This window comes from Clostridioides sp. ZZV15-6598, from assembly GCF_020657705.1.
GTDB classification, from domain to species: Bacteria; Bacillota; Clostridia; order Peptostreptococcales; family Peptostreptococcaceae; genus Clostridioides; species Clostridioides difficile_F.
In genome coordinates, this window is the sequence record NZ_JAGWCS010000004.1 from 1 (window position 1) to 23,292 (window position 23,292).

General features: G+C 28.3%; 18 protein-coding genes. 3 read left to right on the forward strand and 15 right to left on the reverse strand.

Annotated features, from left to right (window positions below; translation table 11 throughout):
- The 5 genes from KGF50_RS01215 to uppS all read right to left on the reverse strand — a co-directional run.
- Positions 1 to 1,426 (reverse strand): Eco57I restriction-modification methylase domain-containing protein (locus KGF50_RS01215; RefSeq protein WP_227846448.1); only part of this gene is annotated, 1,426 nt, incomplete at its 3' end.
- A 39-nt stretch (positions 1,427 to 1,465) separates the two neighbouring features.
- Positions 1,466 to 1,864, reverse strand: coding sequence for an RrF2 family transcriptional regulator (locus KGF50_RS01220; protein WP_227434474.1), 399 nt, complete (start codon positions 1,862 to 1,864; stop codon positions 1,466 to 1,468).
- Complete coding sequence (locus tag KGF50_RS01225; protein ID WP_227846449.1) at positions 1,864 to 3,414, reverse strand: GGDEF domain-containing phosphodiesterase; 1,551 nt, start codon at positions 3,412 to 3,414, stop codon at positions 1,864 to 1,866. The genes KGF50_RS01220 and KGF50_RS01225 overlap by 1 nt, the downstream gene beginning before the upstream one ends.
- Before the next feature lie 351 nt (positions 3,415 to 3,765).
- Complete coding sequence (locus KGF50_RS01230; protein ID WP_227846450.1) at positions 3,766 to 4,590, reverse strand: N-acetylmuramoyl-L-alanine amidase; 825 nt, start codon at positions 4,588 to 4,590, stop codon at positions 3,766 to 3,768.
- Positions 4,591 to 4,713: 123 nt separating this feature from the next.
- Positions 4,714 to 5,358, reverse strand: coding sequence for a polyprenyl diphosphate synthase (uppS, locus tag KGF50_RS01235; protein WP_227846451.1), 645 nt, complete (start codon positions 5,356 to 5,358; stop codon positions 4,714 to 4,716).
- 138 nt (positions 5,359 to 5,496) lie between these two features.
- Between uppS and KGF50_RS01240 the strand changes: the two genes are divergently transcribed.
- Positions 5,497 to 5,967 (forward strand): DUF4358 domain-containing protein, encoded by a 471-nt coding sequence (locus KGF50_RS01240; RefSeq protein WP_227846452.1) that lies wholly within the window; start codon positions 5,497 to 5,499, stop codon positions 5,965 to 5,967.
- 105 nt (positions 5,968 to 6,072) lie between these two features.
- Here KGF50_RS01240 and KGF50_RS01245 read toward each other — a convergent pair whose 3' ends face one another.
- From KGF50_RS01245 to KGF50_RS01260, 4 genes are all read right to left on the reverse strand, one after another.
- Complete coding sequence (locus tag KGF50_RS01245) at positions 6,073 to 7,335, reverse strand: MFS transporter (RefSeq protein ID WP_227846453.1); 1,263 nt, start codon at positions 7,333 to 7,335, stop codon at positions 6,073 to 6,075.
- Positions 7,336 to 7,409: 74 nt separating this feature from the next.
- On the reverse strand, positions 7,410 to 8,783 hold the full coding sequence (locus tag KGF50_RS01250) for a M20 family metallopeptidase (RefSeq protein ID WP_227846454.1): 1,374 nt from the start codon (positions 8,781 to 8,783) through the stop codon (positions 7,410 to 7,412).
- A gap of 192 nt (positions 8,784 to 8,975) precedes the next feature.
- Complete coding sequence (locus KGF50_RS01255) at positions 8,976 to 11,132, reverse strand: sigma 54-interacting transcriptional regulator (RefSeq protein WP_227846455.1); 2,157 nt, start codon at positions 11,130 to 11,132, stop codon at positions 8,976 to 8,978.
- Between the two features lie 21 nt (positions 11,133 to 11,153).
- Entirely contained in the window at positions 11,154 to 11,942 is a 789-nt protein-coding gene (locus KGF50_RS01260; RefSeq protein ID WP_227846456.1) for an HAD family hydrolase, read from the reverse strand.
- A gap of 368 nt (positions 11,943 to 12,310) precedes the next feature.
- On the opposite strand from KGF50_RS01260, the gene KGF50_RS01265 reads away from it, so the two are divergent.
- Positions 12,311 to 13,267, forward strand: a complete 957-nt coding sequence (locus KGF50_RS01265) for an LCP family protein (protein ID WP_227846457.1) — start codon at positions 12,311 to 12,313, stop codon at positions 13,265 to 13,267.
- Positions 13,268 to 13,605: 338 nt separating this feature from the next.
- Positions 13,606 to 14,571: an LCP family protein gene (locus KGF50_RS01270; protein WP_227846458.1), complete on the forward strand. Its 966-nt coding sequence runs from the start codon at positions 13,606 to 13,608 to the stop codon at positions 14,569 to 14,571.
- Between the two features lie 229 nt (positions 14,572 to 14,800).
- On the opposite strand, the gene KGF50_RS01275 is transcribed toward KGF50_RS01270, so the two are convergent.
- The 6 genes from KGF50_RS01275 to KGF50_RS01300 form a co-directional block, all read right to left on the reverse strand.
- Entirely contained in the window at positions 14,801 to 16,915 is a 2,115-nt protein-coding gene (locus KGF50_RS01275) for a cell wall-binding glycosyl-hydrolase Cwp19 (RefSeq protein WP_227846459.1), read from the reverse strand.
- A 299-nt stretch (positions 16,916 to 17,214) separates the two neighbouring features.
- A complete protein-coding gene (locus KGF50_RS01280) occupies positions 17,215 to 17,922 on the reverse strand; it encodes an SH3 domain-containing C40 family peptidase (protein WP_227846460.1) in 708 nt (235 codons plus the stop codon).
- Between the two features lie 198 nt (positions 17,923 to 18,120).
- Positions 18,121 to 20,034, reverse strand: coding sequence for a nucleoside-diphosphate sugar epimerase/dehydratase (locus KGF50_RS01285; protein WP_227846461.1), 1,914 nt, complete (start codon positions 20,032 to 20,034; stop codon positions 18,121 to 18,123).
- An 84-nt stretch (positions 20,035 to 20,118) separates the two neighbouring features.
- A complete protein-coding gene (locus KGF50_RS01290) occupies positions 20,119 to 21,210 on the reverse strand; it encodes a glycosyltransferase family 4 protein (protein WP_227846462.1) in 1,092 nt (363 codons plus the stop codon).
- Positions 21,211 to 21,215: 5 nt separating this feature from the next.
- Positions 21,216 to 22,583, reverse strand: a complete 1,368-nt coding sequence (locus KGF50_RS01295; protein ID WP_413926773.1) for a UDP-glucose dehydrogenase family protein — start codon at positions 22,581 to 22,583, stop codon at positions 21,216 to 21,218.
- The gene (locus KGF50_RS01300) at positions 22,537 to 23,289 is read right to left on the reverse strand and encodes a glycosyltransferase family 2 protein (RefSeq protein ID WP_227846463.1); all 753 of its coding nucleotides are present in this window, start codon (positions 23,287 to 23,289) and stop codon (positions 22,537 to 22,539) included. The genes KGF50_RS01295 and KGF50_RS01300 overlap by 47 nt, the downstream gene beginning before the upstream one ends.
- Positions 23,290 to 23,292 lie beyond the last annotated feature (3 nt).

A 23,292-nucleotide genomic window follows, 5' to 3' on the forward strand; every position in this document is an offset into this window, starting at 1 on the left:
ATACATCTGCACTTGAAAAATTATTATCATAATCTATAGCAAACCTATTTTCTTTAGATTTATATGGATACATTATCTTTTTTCTTTCGAAAAAAAGCTTTTCTCTACCCCATTGAAGTTCATACCACTTTCTTATTCCGCTTTTACATTCTCTTCTATTTTCTAATTTTGTCTTATATACACCTATAATTTCATCAAGTATTTTATTATTTTTAACCTCATCATCTATATCATTTGAGTATATTAGTTTATATTCACTTTTCTCTACTACATACTTGTTTATATTTTTGCTTTTTATCCAATCTTTTAAAAGCTTCTCATCTACAAGATTTAATTTTGAATCCCCTTCACTTAAAATAAATGCTTTATCACATCCTGTAATTATACCCTGAAAGCTTACAGCTATGTCTTCTAGGCTATATTTACATTTTTCTTGTATTTTATTATAAAAAGATTCATTGTCCTTATTTACAATTATCCATTCATCAGAAAGCAAGTTTTGATTTATATTAAAATATTCAAATTTACTACTGTTTAAAAGTTCTTCTAATGTTTCAAATTTATTTATAGATACATCTTCATTCTTTATTCTAAATATATCTATAGGCGTATCATTTAATTTTTTTTTATTAAAAGTAAGGATGCAACTAGAAACACCTATGTTTTTAAATATATTTGCACCTAAAAAATCTACTATTTCCATAATATTAACATTTGACTTAATATACTCTCTCAAATCTTTTCCTGACAAACTTTCTAAGAAATATCTTGGAGTTATAACACTTCCTGTTCCTCCACATTTTAAGATATCTATAATCTTTTTATAGAAACAAAAATATAAGTCAGCTTTATCTTTATAAACTTCACTGTATTTTTCTAAAAGAAATTTTTTATATTTCTTTTCAAGTTTTTTATGTCCAATATATGGAGGATTACCGACTATGTAATCAAACTTATATCGCCAGTTTTTCTTTAGACTATCACAACAAAATAGGTTAATTTTAATATCTTCATCTTTTAAATCATTTGTTGTCTTTTTGTTTTTTAAGCTATCTTTTAGTATATTTATAGCGTTTTCATCAATATCAGCACCATATATACAATGGTTTAATATATGATTGTGTATATTATCAATCTTCCAATAATTTTCATCGTATTTATTTTTTAATTCATAAATATTTTTTTCAAATAAGTCATATAAAATATCATATACTTCTAAAAGAAAGTTTCCACATCCACAAGATATGTCAAGAATTCTCGGATATGGATTTTTAATTATATCGTGATTTCTCAAGGTTTTTTTAACAATATAATCGACAATGATTTTAGGTGTATAGTATATTCCACCTGCTTTTTTAGTATCTACATCTAAGCTATTCTCATACTCTTTAGATAATAGAAAGTTATCTTGAGATATATCATCCATAACTGAAAACCTCCAACTATTAGCTAAGCTAAAAATTTATTATTCTAATATCTGTCTTATAGATTTTCTTGATAAAAGTTTATAGATTTCTTTTTCTATCTCTAGTAATTCCTGATTTACCTTGCAACCTTTTAAACAATTACTACAATTAGATACATACCTAGTACATTTATTTATATATATTTTCCCATCAATTATTTCTACAATCGTTCTCAAACTTATTGTATCCAATGATACATTTAACATGTATTTCTTTCCATCTTCTTTATTAAAAGTAAGTAAATTATTTGCACAAAGTTTTCTAAGTAGTTTATATAATGTTAATATTGGTATATCTTCATTTTTTAATATTGTTTTGACATCTATTGGATTATTTTCTCCATTATTAAATATAGCTCTTACAATTCTTATTGCATAATCTACGTCTTCTGAAATCATTATTCCACCTCCTCAACTGCCATATATTCTTTCAAAAGACTCTCTTCTAAACTTATATTACTTCTTTCAGTAAGAAGTTCCTTGTAACTACATTCATCTATTGGTTTAGAAAATACATAACCTTGTATAAAATTACACCCCATATTATTTAAAACTTTAACTTGTTCCATATCCTCTACACCTTCACATATAACAGTTAAATTTAAATCGTGCGAAAGATTCACAATGGCTTTTATCATAACCTTTGTTTTTGAGTTAGTCACTATGTCTAGTATAAGTGACCTATCAATTTTTATAACATCTACTGGTATCCCCTTAAGGTTGATAAAATTTGAGTTGCCTATGCCAAAGTCATCCAATGATATATTCATACCTAAAGATTTAATTTCATAAAGTCTCTCACTAATAAATTTTACATCATTTAAAGCTGTTGTTTCTGTTATTTCTATTTCTACAAGTTTTCTAGGAACATTGTATGTATCAAACATCAACTTAAAAAAATCTACTAAATCATTCTTATAAAGTTCTACTCTAGATAAATTTATTGAAACTGGTAAAACATTTATCCCTTCTGAAATCCATTTATCAATAGTAATAAAAACTTCTTCAATCACCCATCTACCAATATTATTTATCAAACCACTTTTCTCAGCTATAGGTATAAAATTATTTGGAGCAACCATACCTAAAGTTGGATGAATCCATCTTATTAATGCTTCTGAACCTATAATTTTATTTGTACTTGAATCAAATTTAGGCTGGTAGTGAATTATGAACTCTTTGTTTTTAATAGCTAAAAATAAATCTTGTTCTATTTTCATAAGTGATTTTATTTCTTTTTCCATAGCAACATCAAATTCCACATATTCTATATGCTTTAATCCTTTTGATTTAATTCTTGCCATATCAGCATTATCTATAGCTTTTTTTATGTCAATTTCATCATTATTAAATTTATAAATACCAATAGAGGCTTCAATGTTTATATTCATTTTAAAACTGTCAATTTGGCTTAATGTCACAATTTTATTTTTAATAAGGTTTGCCAAGTTAGGAATCTTTTCATCTCTATCTTCAAGTTTTATTATTAATACAAAGACATCGCTTTTTAACTTTCCATAAATAGCTTCATTTCCAAAATAATTTTTTAAGTTATTTGAGATATTGTCTAATACTTCATCCCCTAGCTTATAACCATATACCTCATTTATAAGTTTAAGTCTACATAAATCGAAACATACTAACACGCAATCTTCTCTCTTATTAGAAAATATATAACTTTGAATATGTTCTAAAAAGTTTTCATCCTTAGTAATAGTTATGAATTTATCTGTATTATTTGTGATATCTAAATTAATTTCATCTTCGTATATCCTAACTCTAAGATATGAAATAAACATACTTATAGCAAACAATATTAACAAAAGTAAAATTTGACTCTTAATATCTATTCCAATATGTTTTGTAAGTAAAACGATTCCCAAAACTCCAATTATAATAAAAACTATTTTATTTAACCAACAAATTTTCATTATACTTTTTTTATTCATATAAATTCCCCTATATTATTTTTAAATTATTTTACGAGCAAACTTTTTCTATATTAATTATAAATCACAATTGCTAGTAAATCAATGTAACTTAAAATTACATATAAATAAGTCTATTCTTACGATTTTATTTTTCTATATTTTACAAATATCAATTAATTTAGACAAAAAAAACCATGAAATCAGACATACATGAAATAGTCTGTAATTTCATAGTTTTTGAATCTAAATAGTATTTTTAGTATAAAGTCACACTTTTTTTAGTATAAAGCAATACTTTTAATATAATTCTCACATTTACAATTTAATTTTTACATTAATATAATAATTAAATTATAATAATTATATTATTTACTTATTTCCCTTAGAATCCAAATATGAAAGTATACCTTGAACAATTCCCTCTGTAAGTTGCTCTTGATATTTCTCATTTATTATTTTTTGCTCTTCTGAAGGCGTTGTTAAAAAACCACACTCTATTAATATAGCTGGCATATTTGATTCTCTAAGTACTTCAAAATTATTTTCAATTATTCCTCTATCCCTTACTTTAACATAAGATGCTATTGTACTTTGAACTGTTTGTGCAAGTTCTTTTGATCCATCTGTAGCTTTATTTCTATACCATGTTTCAATGCCTGTTGCTGTATTTCCATTTTTTTCTGCATTTAAGTGTATAGAGACAAGTACATCCGCAGAGCTATTTTTTGCTAAGTTTACTCTATCCATTAATGATACATATGTATCATCAGTTCTAGATACAACTACTTGAATGTCCTTTTGCTTAGCTAATTTATTTGCTAATTTCTTTGAAATTTGTAAAGTGAGGTCTTTTTCATATCTGTTACTAGTTTTACTTTGAGTTCCTTTATCATTTCCTCCATGACCTGGGTCTATAAATACAGTATATTTTTTGTTTTTATTTTCGTTTTCATCACCAAGGTCAAATTGTTCTGAATCAACTTTTTGTTGTTGATTTGTTTTATTATTTTTATCCATCCCTTTGACCAAAGCTACTACACCTTGAGTAGCCTTAAATGCAATAAATAAAAATAACACTGTAAAGCAAATCAGTAGTACTAACTTTTTTTTATTTATTTTTCTTTTTTTTCTGTTCAGATGGTTGGTATTTTTAGATTTGTTTCTTGAATTATTGTTATTATTGCTTTTCGACATTTCTTCACCCTTCTTGGTATAGATTTTTACATTTTTTCATATTATTAGTGTTATTTTACCACCAAGAAGTTTTTTTTTCAATAATTTAAAATACTCTACAATCTAAAAACTGAAATTTCTTAATTATCCGCCTAAAGTAACATCTTGTGTATCATACCAGCTAAAGGCATCTTTTATATCATTACCTTTGAAATCTGGCCAATAATTATCTATAACATAAAAGTCTGCATAAATTGATTGCACAGGCAAAAAACCGCTTAATCTACGTCTTCCACCCCATCTAATTATCAAATCCAGCCTTGACACATCAAATGACTGTATGTAATCCTGTATGTTATTCTTATTTACGTTTTCTACTCCTGATATATTGTTTAAATCCCAATACCATCCATAATTTACCAGTAAATTTGCTCTTATCTGCCCATCTTTAGCTTGAATTCGATTTGTATATGGTAATAATTCTTTTGGGAACATTGGAGATTTTGTGTTTCCAACAACTAGTAAAGCTGCACCTTCTTCTATTAGTATATTTGCTGCATCAATACATGCTTTTGTAAACGCTTTCGTCTGCACTGATGGACGTCTTGTATTATCAGTTGTAAATCCATAAAAAGTTACTTCTTCACAACCTAAATCTCTACATAATCTATAAGATTCTAGTCCAGGATCTATTCCACTCTCATATCCTCTATCCTTTGTCATTCCATTTTGACTTGCCCACCTTCTGTTTCCATCTGGGATAATTCCTACATGTTTTGGTACTCTCATTTCTAATCACCTCTTAATAGGTATTATTATCAAATTCTTACATTATTAATCAAAACTGTAACATTAAATACATTTATTTTTATATAATTATGTAGTAAACTAAATTAAGATAGAGTTAAAAAAACTTGGAGGTTTCTCATGAAAAAAATTTTAATGTTGTTTTTTTCAATAATCTTATCCTTTGGAATGGTTAGTTGTTCTTCAAGTAGCGATTATAAAAACGTTTCCACATCAAAAATTGAAAAAGCATTAAAATCTTCTGATTTGCTTATAAAAGAATCAAAAATTTTTGATGCAAAAGAATTTAATTATTTTAATGATGTGGAAGAAGACATTACACAAGGTTTTGTAATCAATTCTTCTGAAAAATTATATCTAGAAGATATCATTGTCATAAAAACTGATGATGTAAATAAAATCTATAAAACTCTAGAAAATTATAAAAGAGACATGATTCAAGCACCTTTTGGAGAAGGACATGGAGAAAAAGGCAATTCTGAAATAGCAAACAATACTATCGTTGAAAAAGCAGGTAAATATGTTTATTTGATTTCCGCTGAAAATGCATCTCAAATAGAGGACAAAATATTGAGCATCATAAAAAAATAAATATCTTTTATTGATGTTTATTAAATATCAATGTAATTTTTATATAAATAAATTTATTTTATTAAAAATTACATTGATATTTTTTGTTTATTCAATTAGTATCATTTAACTCTCTTTTATATTTTTCTTTTTTCCTAAAACTAAACTTATTAATATCAAACTGACCATAATTACAGTCAATACCAAATATGTCATCCATGCTAACGTATATCCACCAGACATATCATATAGTTTTCCTGTAACAGCTGAACCTAAAGCTGCTCCCAATAAAACCACTGCATTTACTACACCAACTATTGTTGAATAATCTTTCTTGCCAAATATCTCTGATGTGATAAGAGCAGGTACAATAGTTCCCATGCAGTTTCCAATTCCCCAACATATAATAAATACTATTATAGCTGGATACTTACTAGCAAATAATAGAGCCAATACCCCTAAAAATACCTGCAACCCAACAAATATAACACCTTTCTCACATCCAATTTTATCAAATATATAACCCAGAAGTATTTTACCTAATATAACTACTCCCATGTTTATAGAGATAACACTCGCTGCAAAAGTTGGAGAATACCCTATATCAGTTAAATAGGATGCAATATGCATTTGTACTCCCATAGCTATTATTGTAATCAGAATTAACCCTACAACCATAATCCAAAATATTTTAGTTTTTATAGCTTCTCCAAGCATAACTCCTTTTGCAGAAGTATCTAAAACACTTTTAGAAGAATTCTCATATCCATATGGCAACAAACCTTTATCACTTGGTTTTTCAGACATAAATATCAAAACTATCGGTATAGTAGTTACTAATATTATTATCCCTAATACTAGATATGATTGTCTCCAACCATAATTTAAGATTATATAATTAGCCACAGGATTGAATATCATACCTCCTACTCCACTTCCCATAAAAGTTAGACCTAGTGCTAGACCTCTTTTTTCTACAAACCAATTACTTATTATTATTGATAGAGGAGTTAGAGTTGTCATACCTAGCCCCAATCCTGAAAATACACTCATCAAATAAAAAACATATATACTATTTGCATATGAATATCCTATATAACCAATTCCTGCTAATACACATCCTACAAGCATTATATTTTTTATTTTAAATTTTTTTGCTAATTTCCCCATAAAAAGTGCTATTACCATAGTAGACAAAGCAATTACTGTATAATAAAGAGAAAACTCAGACCTAGAAAAACCTAGGTCTTCTGTTACAGGTTTTATAAATAAACTTGCACAATTGTTTACTATTCCATAAACAGATATCATTAATATTAAGCCAGCAAATACAACTAACCACCCTTTAAAAAATCCTTTTCCTGATTTAGATATGTTACTTGATTCCATCTTTTTCCCTCCAATTTTAATAAATTTAAAATCAATTTATTCTTTAAATCATAATTTTCTTCTTAAAATAAAGATTATACTAATGGTTTGTAATTGAACCCATCTAAAGATTTTGTAAACTCTTCTTTTGATTTTTCAAGTTTTTCTTCGTCAATAAGAATATCATATACAGAACAAGCAATAACCTTTGCAGCACTCAACATCGCCTCAAAGCCTATATTAGAACCAGATGCTGAACAAGCCTGCCAGGTATGAGCTGCTGTACCAATAGGCCATGCTGCCATAGCAAATTGTGCAGTTGGAACCATATAACTTATATCTCCTACATCGGTTGAACCAGACACATTTTTGTATTTATAATCTTCTGAATCGACAATATCATCATGTAAATACTTTTCTATTATATTAGGATTTCCTTGAAATGAGATTGCTACATTTCGTCTTTCTTCTTTTGTAATTGTATCTGCCAATTTATGAGCAAAATCTAGGTCTTCTGTTTTGAAATCGGGAGCACCTACTAATCTCATATTCTCAGATACAATATCTGTCAAACTTTGATTAGGCAAATAATCGTACAACGCATCTATAACTTCATACTCCATATCTGTTTCTGTCATCATAGCTGCTCCTTTTGCTACTTTGACTAATCTATCAAGTGTACTCTTTACATCTGATGCCTTTTTACCCCTTAAAAAATACCAACTTTCCGCAAAACCAGGAACTATATTTGGTCTTTCTCCCCCATTAGTTATGACATAGTGCATACGTATAGAGTCCAGTATATGTTCTCTTAGATAATTAGCACCTACATTCATAAGTTCAACAGCATCAAGAGCGCTTCTACCAGTGTGTGGAGATTGAGCTGCATGAGAAGTTATTCCTTTAAATCTAAATTTCATTGAGAAGTTTGACAAACTAGTTGGTCTCCAAGGGCTATTTACATCAAATGGATGCCAACTAAATGCACAGTCAATATCTCTAAAACATCCTTTCTTATACATATTGCACTTGCCTACACCTTTTTCTTCTGCTGGACATCCAAAATATTTTATTGTACCTTTGATATTATTATTTTCCATAACTTCTTTTAATGCTACTGCTGCTCCTACTCCCCCTACTCCTAGTAAGTTGTGTCCACATCCATGACCTGGAGCAGATTCATATATAGCTTCTTTAGTTAAAGATACTTTCTGAGATAGTCCTGGTAAAGCATCATACTCTCCTAGTATTCCTATTACAGGACTACCTTCTCCGAACTCTGCTACAAATGCAGTGTCAATTCCTTGAACAGTATTCACTTTAAATCCATTTTCTTCTAGATATTTCTTTTGTACACCGCTTGCAAAATACTCTTCATATGAAGTCTCTGGCTTTTCCCAGATTTCTCTTGCCATATCTACTAGATCTTTTTTATTCTTATCAATACAATTAATTAAATCATTTTTCATATATAACATCTCCTTGTCATAGTTAAATTTTATTTGTGACTTACTATATAAGCAACGATTATGCCAAGTACATGAATTTTATTTCAATAAACTTTGTAGATATTGTAAACACTATAATTCTAAATTTTAATTATATGTACAACAAAAAAATAAATGGGATATCATTAAATTGATATCCCATTTATTTTCTATTTATAAGTTTTCATTAACCCATTTCTTGCCTTTTTCTTCAAGATGGCTCCCATTTCTCCCAATACTTTTACCTATGTATCCTTCTAACTCTAAAAAATTCATAATTACTCTAACATTATGCTCACTTGAATTTATATTATTTGATTCTAATTTTTTTACTATATTTCTTCTACCACACTTTTCTTTATACAAAATTCTCATAATCTCACAGGCTACAATACTATCTTGATGAGTTAAATTTTCAAAATATATTTTAGTATCTTCTTGTACAATGTTAGTATCTTCGCTAGTATCTTCAAAATTTGCATCATCTATCATATTAGCCTCATCTAATCTGTTTAGATTATTTTTAGACATATTTAGATTATTTTCAGATATATTCAAAGTAAGTTCTTTATCTTCGATATATTTACTTTGATAAAAGTCTTTGTATATCATAGGTAAATCATCTATAGTGAGCAGTTCGCCACCAAAATTTCCAATATATTCAATGCAATTCTTTAACTCTCGTACATTCCCATCCCACTTATATTCATACAAAAACTTTTTCAATTTACTATCTAGCTTTTTATATTGATATCCCATGTTCTCTAGAAAATAATTACACAGTACTGATATATCTTCTTTACGTTCTTCAAGTGTAGGTATACTCAATATACAGGTGCTAAGCCTGTAAAACAAATCTTTTCTAAAGTTCTTAGAATTTCTAAGTTCATCTATAGTCTTATTGGTAGCGGCAATTACCCTTATATCCAATCTAATTTTTTCATACCCACCAATCTTAACTATTTCCTTCTCTTGTAATACTCTTAAAAGTTTTACTTGAAATAGCTGACTTGTATCTCCTATTTCATCTAAAAATATAGTTCCACCATTAGCTATTTCAAATAGACCTTTTTTACCTTGAGACCTAGCACCTGTAAAACTTCCACTTTCATACCCAAACAATTCACTCTCAAGCAACTCATCTGGTATCGCTGCGCAATTTATTGAAATAAAAGGTCTATTACTTTTATTTGAATAATTATGAATAGAATGAGCGTATAACTCTTTTCCTGTTCCAGTTTGACCCAATATTAAAACTGTTGAATCTGTTTTAGAGTATTTTTTAGCATATTCTATAACTTCTTTATTCTTTTGAGAGTTTCCTACTATATCATTGAATGTATACTTGGCTAAATAAGATTTATTTATCTTTCCAGTATTACCTTTATATGCATCAAATACTTCATCTATAAATATAGACTCTTGATAATTCTTACCCATAAAATCTATATTGTTTTTACTTACTATAAATTCTTTATTTAAAGTTTTATCTGAATAATATATATTTTTCTTGAGATTTGTATATTTAAATAAGTTGTATATGTTTAGTAATGATTTACTTTCGCTTAAATCTTTACCTAAATTACTTTCTTTTATATTAAGTAATCTTCTTGCATAGTCATTATATAGTTCTATAGTTTTATCTTGATTTAAAATTATCATCCCTATTGGTATTGAATTAATTAAATGATGTACTCTATTCTTATACATCAAATCTTTCATAATGGCTTTAATATCAATGTCATCTTCACTATATACATTATCTTTTACTACTTCTAACTTAGATGCTACTTCTCTTTGGTCTATTTCTAGTTTTTTCAATATTTCTAAATAAGCATTATATACTATTTCTCTCCAACCAATATCAATAAAGTTTGTAATAAAATCTGGAGTATAAAAGTTTTCACCCAGATAAATAGCAGTATCCACATTTTCTATATGTACTCCAAATAACTCTTTATGGTATGGTATAAATTCAACATGATTTATTCCTAATTTTTTCAATATAGTTATACATTCTATAGCATATATCCATTCAGGTGTTATAATAAGTACCCTTTTTCCCTTTGGAATTTGTTTCAACTTTTCTATGGACTTTTTTGTGTACATTGTCTTTACTAAAACTAATTTTTCTCTACTTTTCTTTACCCATGTATCTATTACATGTTCATCTAAATAGTTCATAGCTACTATAACATCACAATTTGACAAGTTTGAGTCTTCTATATCATAAGTTTCTATTTCTGCAATTTCTCCCAATACTTCTTCAAGCTGTAATTTATATGCTTCCTTTAACTTATCATTTATACCAGCCAAAATAATCTTTTTCATTTAGACCCCCATCATAGATGGCTATCCAATTTTTATGACTTCTTTTATCTTATCTACAACACCATTTTCAGTATTTCTTTTTGCTCTAAATCTAGCAATTTCTTTCAAATACTCATTTGCATTCTCCATGGCATAGCTATGATAAGCACTCTTCATCATTTCCACATCATTCAATTGGTCACCAAATACCATAGTTTCTTCATATTTTATATCTAACATTCTTTGTACTTTTTTTATGGCACTTCCTTTATTTGCTCCTTTTGCAGTTAAATCAAGCCACTCTACCCCAGAAATACATACTTGAGCTCTATCAGAAAACTTATCAAAGTAGATACTATTGTTATGTTCTGCACCTTTGAAGTCAAATATGGCTATCTTTAATATATCACCTTCTACTTTAGTCAAGTCATCTACAATTTTAAACTTTGCATAGTAAGTATTAACCTCTTCTATAAAAGATTCATCTTTGCTCTCTATATAAGCATATTTTTTACCACTCATTACAATTTTTTTCCCTTTTATACTTCTTGTTGTCTCTATAATTTCATTTACTAACTCTTTATCCAAAGGATTTGATAATATTTCTTTTCCTTTATATACTACTAATGTTCCATTTTCTGAGATAAACATCATATCATCTTTTATATCTTCAAATTTTTTTATAAGATTTTGATACTGCCTGCCACTTGCAGCAGAAAACATTATCCCCCTCTCTCTTAACTTTTTAAATACTTTATAAAATTCTGGATTTATTTCGCTCTTTTCATCTAACAAAGTTCCATCTAAGTCTGTTGCTATTAATTTTATCATACATTTCCTCCCCCAAATTATATAATTTATGATTATTTTTTATTAATTTTTATCAGTTTAAATTTTCAATTCCTATTATACACCAAAAATTCTAAATTACAATTTACACCTTTTGTAAGATGATATAACTACATTCAGGAAAATATTTTTTCCAATATATACGCCAATTTATAAAAATTTAAATCTTCATATAATTATATTCCAAGAAAATTAATAGTAACTACACACTTCCTTCTATAAAATATTATAAAAATAATTATATTATGACAAACTTATGCTAATTTATTGTGTTTTTTATTGCTTATATAACAATTTTTTAATATAATTAACTGTGTGTAATTAAAAAATTTAGAAAGTAGGGGATATTATTGTCAGGACTCAAAAAGTTCGTTATATTTCTAGCCCTTTTAGTCATAGCATTTCCTGTTAGTGTATACGGATATGTTTTTACTAAATTGAAAACTATCCAAGATGATAGTATAAATACAGAGGCTCTTAGCAGTAATGACTATAAAAATGAAGAAGATATTACAAATATATTATTATTAGGTACAGATGCAAGACCAGGGGAAGAAGTTTCTCGTTCTGATGCCATGATGATATTAACTATTGATAATAAAAATAAAAGTCTTAAATTAACTTCATTAAATAGAGATACGTATGTCAATATACCAGGACGTGGAGAACAAAAATTAACACATGCTTATGTATATGGTCAAGCTAATTTATTAATAGAAACTATAGAAGAAAATTTCCAACTCGATATACAGAATTATGCTGTAGTTGACTTTTTCTCTTTTATGGATATAGTTGATGCTCTAGGAGGAGTTACTGTTACAGTTGATAAGAGTGAGATAAGAGAATTAAACAAATTTATACCTGAAACTTATAAATGGCATAAAAGCTCTGACAAAGGCTCTCTTGAGTATATAAGAAGTTCAGGTGAGCAAAAACTAAATGGATATCAAACACTTGCATTTTCTCGTATAAGAAAAAATGATAGTACCGATGAGAGAGATAGAAGACAAAGAAGTGTTATACAAAGTTTAATAAATGGTGTTAAGGATTTACCAGTTACCAAATATCCTAATCTAGTTAATACTATACTTCCATACGTTAAAACTAATATGAGTCCTAATGAAATAATTTCTCTAGGAACAAAACTTTTAAGTATTGGAAACTTAGACTTAAAATCCATGGAATTCCCTCTTTCTACTGAAAATGGTAGAAAAATTGGTAGTGCAGGCTATGTAATTCCTTTTGAAGAATATGAATTAGATGCAATGCACGATTTCATATTTGAAGATATTATGGTTGAAGAGTAAAATATTTATTTAAAGTAATAAAAAATCATATACAGAATTTTACAGTAAGTGCATACCTTTCAAGAAGCAAATTATTTTGTAATTGACAGGTGTGTACTTATTTTTATTGTAAAAAATATATATAAATCTTATCTTTCTTTAAAATTTTAATTAATTTTTTACATAATGTACTACACATACTTTTAATTCTATATATAAATTGACAAATTTTCTTATAAATTATATCATTGTCTTTTTTTTGTAACTGAAACAAGTATTGAATATATCTCAATACTTTAATATAATTAAGTGTATGCTATTAAAAAATATACAGGAAAAAGAAGAAAGAAGGGGTACTTTTGTCAAAATTAAAGAAATTTGTTATACTACTGGCTTTCTTGGTAGTAATATTCCCTATAAGCGTCTATGGATATTTTTATTATAAATTATCTACTATTCATGACTCAAGCATAAATAGTGATTTATTAAATAATAATGACCATAAAAATGAAAATGGAATAACTAACATACTACTTATGGGAACAGATGCTAGACCAAATGAAGATTCTTCAAGGTCAGATGCTATGATGATATTAACTATTGATAACAAACACAATGATATCAAACTTACATCATTAGCTCGTGATAGCTATGTAGACATCCCTGGTCATGGTAAACAAAAACTTACTCATGCCTATGCTTATGGACAAGCTGATTTGTTAATACAAACAATTGAAGAGAACTTTAATGTTGATATTCAAAATTATGCTTGTGTTAATTTCGAATCATTTATGTATATAATTGATGCTATTGGTGGCGTTGAAGTTACAATTGAAAAAGGAGAAATAAGTGAATTAAATAAATTTATTCCTGAAACTTATGGTTGGAATAAAAGTGATGATAAAGGTAGCATACAATATATTAGGAAATCTGGAGTACAAACTTTAAAGGGATATCAAGCATTATCTTTTGCACGTATCAGACATAATGATACAGCCTTTGCAAGAGATGGAAGACAAAGAGAGATTATACAAGCTATAATCAAGAAAACAGAAACTTTACCTGTTACTAAATATCCAGGTTTATTAGATGCTGTTCTTCCATATGTTAAAACTAATATGAAGCCTAATGCAATACTTTCTCTAGGAGCTCAAGTTTTAAAAATGGGTGACTTAAATATTAAACAATTTGAATTCCCTATTGATGATGAAATTCATAGTACAGGTGGTATATATGGAAAAGCTGGTTGGGTTCTTAGATTTGACCCAGATACTTTAGATATATTGCATGATTTTATATTTAATGATATAGAATTTAAACAATAATAACAATAAAAAAACATTTAACACAAATATTGTTATTAAATATATAAAAAGAACTATATTACATAATTATTTTCAAGTTATTATCCATACTTGATTATAAAATGTATATAGTTCTTTTTTTACTTTCTACTTTGATTTAATACTTTTTAATTTAACATTTTCCAATTTGATACTTTTATTTTAATTTGCCTTTATAGCGTTTATATATAGTATCTTTATTAAATTCTTACTACTGAACTAAGTTTAATAAACTGTTTAATGCAGTTTGATTTATGCCATCTCCAGCTTCATATACTAAGCTTGTCTTTTTAGGCTCTAGAGCAGTTTTCTGAGCAGATGTTACGCTATTTCCAAGCATAACTACTGGTGATTTTAATTTTGCTGCTAAAGGTCCTGATGTTAATGCATCTACTAACTGATTACTCTTACTTACAAATATTGATGAATATTCAGCATTTGGATAGAATTTCTGTATTACTTTTCCATTTGTTTCTTCTCTATTTTCTCCAGCTATTCTATTTTTAGATACATCATTTGTAATAACTTTATCTAATTTATTTATTACTGAATCAGATATACTTAAATTACCACCTATAAAGTATGCATCTTTTACATTTAAGTCTGATACCCAATTATAGATTTCATCACTTACATTATCTTTTGATACTAATACGATTGGCTGTTTTTCTTCTCCTGCTTTTGAAGCTATAGAAAGAGAATCTGCTTCACCTGTACCACTTGTTATATATAGTTTGTCTACTGGATTAGTCTTTGCTAATTCTTTTGCTATTAAAAGAGATGTGCTATATCTATCTGAGCCACCTACTCTGTTTATTGATACATTTGATAATGTATCTTTTATTTCACTTTCAACTTTATCTCCAATAGAATTATTTCCTCCTATTAAGACAACTTTGCTTGGATTAAGTCTTTTTATTTCATTTTTAGTAGATGTTGGTATATCACCCTTATTTACTAATAATATAGGTGCATCATTTGCAGTAGCAAGTGGAGTTGATGTTATACCATCGACTATAGAATATCCATTTACTAATACTACTGTATCTGAATTTGTAGCCCATCCTTTTTTGCTTATTGCAACTGCTGTATCATATCTTTCAGCACCTCTTAATTTTTCCACCTTGACATTAGATGGTGGAGTCACTGGTTGTTCATTACTACCAGAGTACAAGCTCTTTAAATCATTTTGTATAGATGTACTATTTGCTATATCTTTAGCTGAAAAATACATACTACCTTTTATTTCACTATATTTTCTATTTAATGTTACTTGCTTCACTATTTCTTTTGCTATGTTTTGCCCATTATAACTTGATTGCCCTTGCTTATATATACCTTGTCCTATGTATAAGTCTACATTTGTTCCTTTTACTTCATTTGCCCACCATGAAACTAATTTAGAGTAGTCTGCGGCTTTAAGACCAATTGGCCAGTAAAGTTGTGGAACTACATAATCAACTAATCCTTGTTTTATCCATGCTCTTGTATCTGCATATGTACCTACATAGCTTTCATTACCTGATGTATCTGAACCTGTTGGGTCACTACTCTTGTTTCTCCATATTCCAGCTGGACTCACACCAAATACAACTTCAGGCTTTATACTCTTTATAGATGCCTTTACATCTCTAAGTAAAGTATTTACATTTTCTCTTCTCCAATTGTCTTTGTTCTGTCCTTGTCCATATTTTTGATATGTAGCAGTATCATTGAAGCTTACTCCTGGATAGAAATAATCATCAAAATGAACACCATCTATATCATAATTTTGAACTACCTCTGCTATACTATCAACTATGTACTTTCTAACTTCTGGTAGACCTGGGTCATAGTAATACTTATTTCCATGTTTAATTACCCAGCTTGGGTTTTTCTTTGCTGGATGGTTTGCTGGCAATTTATCTATGCTCTCATCTGCCATAGTTATTCTGTATGGATTAAACCATGCATGGAATTCCATTCCTCTTTTGTGTGCTTCTTCTATTAAAAATGGTAATGGGTCATATCCAGGGTCTTTACCTTGAGTACCTGTAAGATATTCAGACCATGGATTTATATTTGATTTATATAAAGCATCTGATTTTGGTCTTACTTGAACCACTGCTGTGTTTATTCCTGAACTTTTTAATTTGTCTAATAAGTCTGTGTATTCCTTTTTTTGCTTGGCTTCATTATTTTTAGTCTTAGGCCAATCTAAGTTATAAACTGTAGATATCCAAGCAGCTCTCATTTCCTTATCATTTGACGAATCAGCAAATGAACTTACACTACACATTGTAAGTGTCATTACCAACGATAATAGTAATATACTTATTTTTTTCATTTCATCCCCCTTAATTTCTTAAATTTATTTTTTTCTACAATATACTCCTTACTAAGTATATCTAAAATTCATATTATCTGTCAAATATTGAATAATATAGTTAATATTTATATTTAATATTTGATTATAATATGAAATAATTTATTATAAAAAAAACAGCAAAGAAATTTATCTTCTTTGCTGTTTTTATAACGTTCATCACTATTTTAATATTAATTAATACTTCACTCTCTATGTAAAACATTAAACATAACTGTATTTAATGTTAATATTCAATCCTATGTAAATTAAATCTATTATTATTGTAAAACACGTGTAGCAGTTATAAGTCTTCTAGCATAATTAGTTCCTGGAGCCATACTAGTAACTTTTACTACATCTCCTGTTTGTGGTGAATGTATAAACTTAGAATCTCCTATATACAACCCAACATGATTTATTGAACCACCTGAACCAAAGAAAACTAAATCTCCTGCTTTTAATTCTGCTCTAGATACTTTTTTTCCTACTGTTGCTTGTGATCTTGATACTCTTGGTAAATTAACTCCTGCTCCATTTTTGTAAACATAAGAAGTGAACCCAGAACAATCAAAAGAGTTTGGTCCAGTTGCTCCCCATCTATATGGCTTACCTTGTTGCTTAAATGCTAAGTTTAAAACATTTTGTACCTTTGCGTCTACATTTCCACCTTCAATAGTTAAATAATCTCCATTTACCCATCCTGTAACATTGTCAACTGTTTTTATTTTTATCCATCCATTTGAATGTAATTCTAAAACTTCAACTTTGTCACCTGTGTTTATCTTTCCTACTACTGCATCATTTGCACTAGCTCCACTTCTCATGTTTAAGAAATCACATTGATCTACTGTCGCAGTCATAGGTGAATTAGATAACTCTGCTGCACTAGCTGTTATTGCTCCTGCCTCCACTGTAACAACTCCTGCTATTAACACCATCGCTATAAATTTTTTCAATATATGTTTTTTATTTTTAATATTCATCATAATCTCAAATACCTAACCCTTTCGAAAATTTAACATTTTGTTCCTTCGTTTCCAATTCCTAATTAACATTCTAACTTACATCAAAATAAATTGCAACCTTTTTTGTAATCTTTTTGTAATCTTTTTGTAATCTTTTGTTTCTTTTTAGTATATATTTGTTTCTTTTTGCTCCCCCTGGTTACAAATTAGAAATATATTCTACTTCTCTCGAGTTGTTGCAATTTCTTTGATATTAGCATCTTCTGGTTTAATGTAAGTTGGTACTAATTTTCTCATGACACTATCTATTTTTTCAGTTTCTTCATTGTTTGTAATTTCTTTTAAAAGTTTTAAGTATTTTGTTATTTTTTCTCTATCAACATCTATTGGCCTACCAATAAAAATCTTTTTATGCTCTGTATCTAACAGACCTTCTTCTGACATAAGAAGTTCTTCATACAGTTTTTCTCCTGGTCTAAGACCAGAAAATTCAATTTTTATATCAACATCTGGTTCAAACCCACTAAATTTAATTAAATTTTTTGCTAAATCCAATATCTTTACAGGCTCTCCCATATCAAGTACAAATACTTCGCCACCTTTAGCCATAGCTCCAGCTTGTATAACAAGCCCTACAGCCTCTGGTATTGTCATAAAATATCTAATAATATCTGGATGTGTAACAGTTACTGGTCCACCATCTTCAATTTGCTTCTTAAAAAGTGGAATTACACTTCCATTACTTCCAAGTACATTTCCAAATCTAACTGCAACAAACTCAGTCTGACTTTCATCATTCATTGTCTGTATAATCATCTCGGCTGCTCTTTTAGTAGCTCCCATTATATTTGTAGGATTTACAGCTTTATCTGTAGATATAAGGACAAACTTCTTAGCTCTATATTTTGAAGATAAACCTGCTATATTTAAAGTTCCAAATATATTATTTTTTATAGCTTCACCAGGGCTTGACTCCATAAGAGGAACATGTTTATGCGCTGCTGCATGGAATACCACTTCTGGCTTATATTTATTAAATATTTCATCCATTCTTTTTTCTTCTCTTATTGAAGCTATTATTGCTTTTAAATCCAACTTATTTTTATATTTCCTAAGCAATTCTTGTTGTATTGCATAAGCATTATTTTCATAATTATCAACTATAATAAGCTCTTTAGGATTAAATCCTGCAATCTGTCTGCAAAGCTCTGAACCAATTGAGCCTCCTCCTCCAGTTACAAGGATTACTTTTCCTTCAATATAGTTGCTTATCTCTTTTAAATTTGTTCTTATAGGCTCTCTACCCAATAAGTCTTCTATTTCTACCTCTCTAATCTGTTTTATATCAACTTTTCCATCTATAATTTCATAAATTCCTGGTATTGTCTTTATTTTACAATTAGTATTCTTACACATATCAATAATTTCTTTTTTTCTGTGTTTTTCTATATTCGCAATAGAAAAAATTATTTCATCTACTTTGTATTCTTCAACTATATCATTTATCTTTGAAGTTGTTCCTACAATCTTTACATTATGAATTATTCTTCCGATTTTATTTTTATCATCATCGATTATAGCCACTGCTACTTTTCTAAGTTCTGGATTTCGCTTTAATTCTTGTATAACCATCTCTCCAGCATCTCCTGCTCCAATTATAAGAATATTAGAAACCTTCCCTCTAGAATATGTTTTATTCATGACTATTCTTATAGCTCTGTACCCTATTCTCACTCCACTTGTAAACATTATAATAAATATTGTATTTAATACATAAAGCATTATAGGATAATCGAGTCCCAATATTCTGTTTATCGCATAAGCTGGAACTAGATATGCTAAAGTTGCAATAAAAATCGAGATAATTTCTTCTTCTCCTGCATATCTCCACAATGTGTTGTAACACTTAAATAATCTAAATGACACTATATGAAGTACAATATATATACAAACTGAAATTATTACATTATTAACATTGAATACATCTAAATTGCCTGTCAAACTCAAAGACATTCGAAATGCTACTAGCACGCTACAAATGTCTAGAATTAATAATGTTAGTTGTCTAAATTTATATTTTTTAAAAAGCTTATTAAAAAAGCTTTCTTTCTCTAAATCTATACTTTCTCGCATAACTAGAAGCCCTCCATTAAACAGCAAAAGCTACGCACCTAAGCATAGCCAACAACATCTATCTTTTGCTGTATTTTTCAATTCTTATTTTTTATATTTATCTAATATAGAGTCGTATATTTTTTCTATATCATTAAAGTTTAAATTAACTTCATAATTTTCTCTAACAAACTGGCGCCCTTTTTTACCCATATTAAGTCTAAGTTCATCATTTTCCATTAGTTTTATTATAGCATTTTTTATTTCAGCTGGTTGCTTTGGCTCTACAATTAACCCAGTTTCATTTTCTAATACAGATTCTGGATGTCCTCCTACATTTGTAACAATGACAGGAACTTCACAAGACTCTGATTCTATTGCAGCTACACCAAAGCCCTCTCTCAAAGAAGGAAATACAGTTACATCAAAAGAATTAAAGGTCTTACTGACATTCTCTGGAGATATTCTACCTAAAAATTGAACATCATCTTCTAATCCTAATTCTTTAGTCAGATTCACTAAGTTATCCATTTGACTTCCAGAGCCACCTATTTTTAAAATTATCTTCTTTTCTTTATATTCATCTTTCAACATTTTAAATGCTTGCACTAAATATTCAATTCCATATTTCTTTTCCAGGCTCTTTATAATTCCTATTACAAAAGCATCTTCTTTTTCTACTTCCATAGGTTTAAACCTATCCATATCTACTCCGAAAAAGGTTACATCTACATGCTTAGCTGTATATTTATTAGCTTCTTTAGCCATATCTCTACTATTTGAAAATATATAATCTGCTTTTCTAAAGTTATGTTTTATAATTTGTTTTTGTATAAAACCATTGTTTGGGAAATCGTAAATATCAGTACCCCAAACAGAAATAATATATGGATGATACCCAAGTAAACTACCTATAAATCCATAGCTACTTGCATATTGTGCATGAAGTATATCTGGCTTTATTTCATTTACTAGTTTCTTTATTTGTTTTATTGAACCTAAGTATCCTGTTTTTTTAGAAATATTTTCATTTTTTAGTTCTTCTACATTAGAGCCAAAATCATATATTTTAATTCCTTCCATGTGACCTCCATTTAAAGAGATAACATGAATGTCGTATCCTTTATTTTTAAAAAAACTACACCATTTCAAAGTATGAGGATTTGACCCATCAGCCAAATAACAAACAGTCTTCATAATATTTACCTTCCTATCGAATAATACTCAATACCTAGTTCTTTCATATCTTCAAGTTTGTAACAATTTCTTCCATCTAGAACTAAAGGATTTTTCATCTTTTCCTTATACTTATGTATATCATAATTTAAGACATCTTTCCACTCTGTCATTATAAAACATATCTCTGCATCTTCTATTGTATCATCTATAGATTTAGCATAAAGTATAGAATCCCCAAATATTTTTTTAGTATTTTCAACTCCTATTGGATCAAATGCAGTGACCTTTGCTCCTCTTTCAAGTAAATATTTTATATTTGGAATAGATGGAGCTTCTCTTATATCATCAGTATCTGGCTTAAATGTTAATCCTAAAACAGCAACTTTCATATCTTGAAAGCTCTCTACTAGTTTAGATGCTTTTCTAACTAATTTAAGTTTTTGACTTTCATTTACTTCTATAGCAGCTTTTACTGTTTTTAGCTCATAGCCATTATGCTCAGACAGCCAATGAAGAGCTTTTGTATCTTTAGGGAAACAAGAACCTCCATAACCTATACCTGCTTTTAAGAATTTGCTTCCTATTCTATCATCATAGCTCATTCCTAAAGCGACATCTTCCACATTAGCACCTGCTATTTCACAAAGATTTGCAATATCATTCATAAAAGATATCTTAAGTGCTAAAAAATTATTTGATGCATATTTTATCATTTCAGCACTATTTCTATTAGTTACTATTATAGGTTGATTAAAAGGTTTGTAAATTTCTTCCAGTATTTCTCTTGCCCACTCACTTTCTACTCCTATAACAATTCTTGAAGCATGTAAAGTATCTCTTACTGCACTACCTTGTGATAAAAACTCTGGATTAGATGCAAGTTCAACTTTCACATCATTCTTTAAATTTCTATTTATATAATCTTCTATTTCTTCATTTGTTCCAATTGGTACTGTAGATTTTATTACTACTAGAGTATCTTTTGTTACAGTTTCAGCTATTTGCTTCGCAACTGCCTTTATATAATCTAAATTAGCTGAACCATCACTTCTTTCTGGAGTTCCTACAGCTATTAGTATTATATCTACATCTTCATAAGCTTTTTTATAATCTGTAGTATAATCTATTCTTCCTTTTTCATAATTTCTAACCATAAGTTCTTCTAGGCCTTCTTCATATATAGGTGCTATCCCAAGTTGCATTGATTTAACTTTATGTTCATCTATATCAACACAAATTACATTTTCATTGCCTACCTCTGCTAGACAAACACCTGTTACCAGCCCTACATATCCAGTCCCAGCTATAGCTATTTTCATTTTTTTACCTCCAAGTATATAAAACTTATACTCTTTTTTTAATGGCATTAAAAACATAGAAACAAAATACATATAGACTTTTTGGTAAACTTAAATTTTCAACATTTCTATAAGTATTCCAAGTTCGTTTTAATGCTTTTATCTTATTGCTTGATATAGAATTGCCAACTAGCCTATAATTCACTAAATCTTCCTGAATTCCATATGCATATTTTTCCTTTTTAAGTAATTGTAACCAAGTTGCAGTATCTTGTCCTCTTCTTACTAAAGGCATACTAAATTCACCTATGACATCCCTATCGATGACCACAGTAGAACACCCTATTATAGTATTTCTAAGTAATCCTTCATAGTCAATCTTTTTAGGTGCTCTTGCAACTTTACTTGTTTTTGTTCCATCTTGTCTCATATATCTATAAGATGTAAAAGAAAACCCGATATTTTCTTTTAACATATATCCTATCTGAATTTCTAACTTTTTACTCTCCCATAAATCATCACTATCTACAAATGCAATAAATCTACCTTCCGAATTTTCAATACCAACATTCCTAGATACTGCAGCTCCAGAATTTTTTTCAAGCTTTATATATTTTATTCTAGCATCTTCTTTTTGAAAACTTTTTATAATTTCACTTGAATTGTCCTTAGAACAATCATCCACTAATAAAAGCTGCCAATTTTTATAAGTTTGATTTTGGATTGACTTTATTGTCTCTGATAAAAACTCTTCTGAATTATATACAGGAGTAATTATCGATACTAAAGGCTCATTCATATT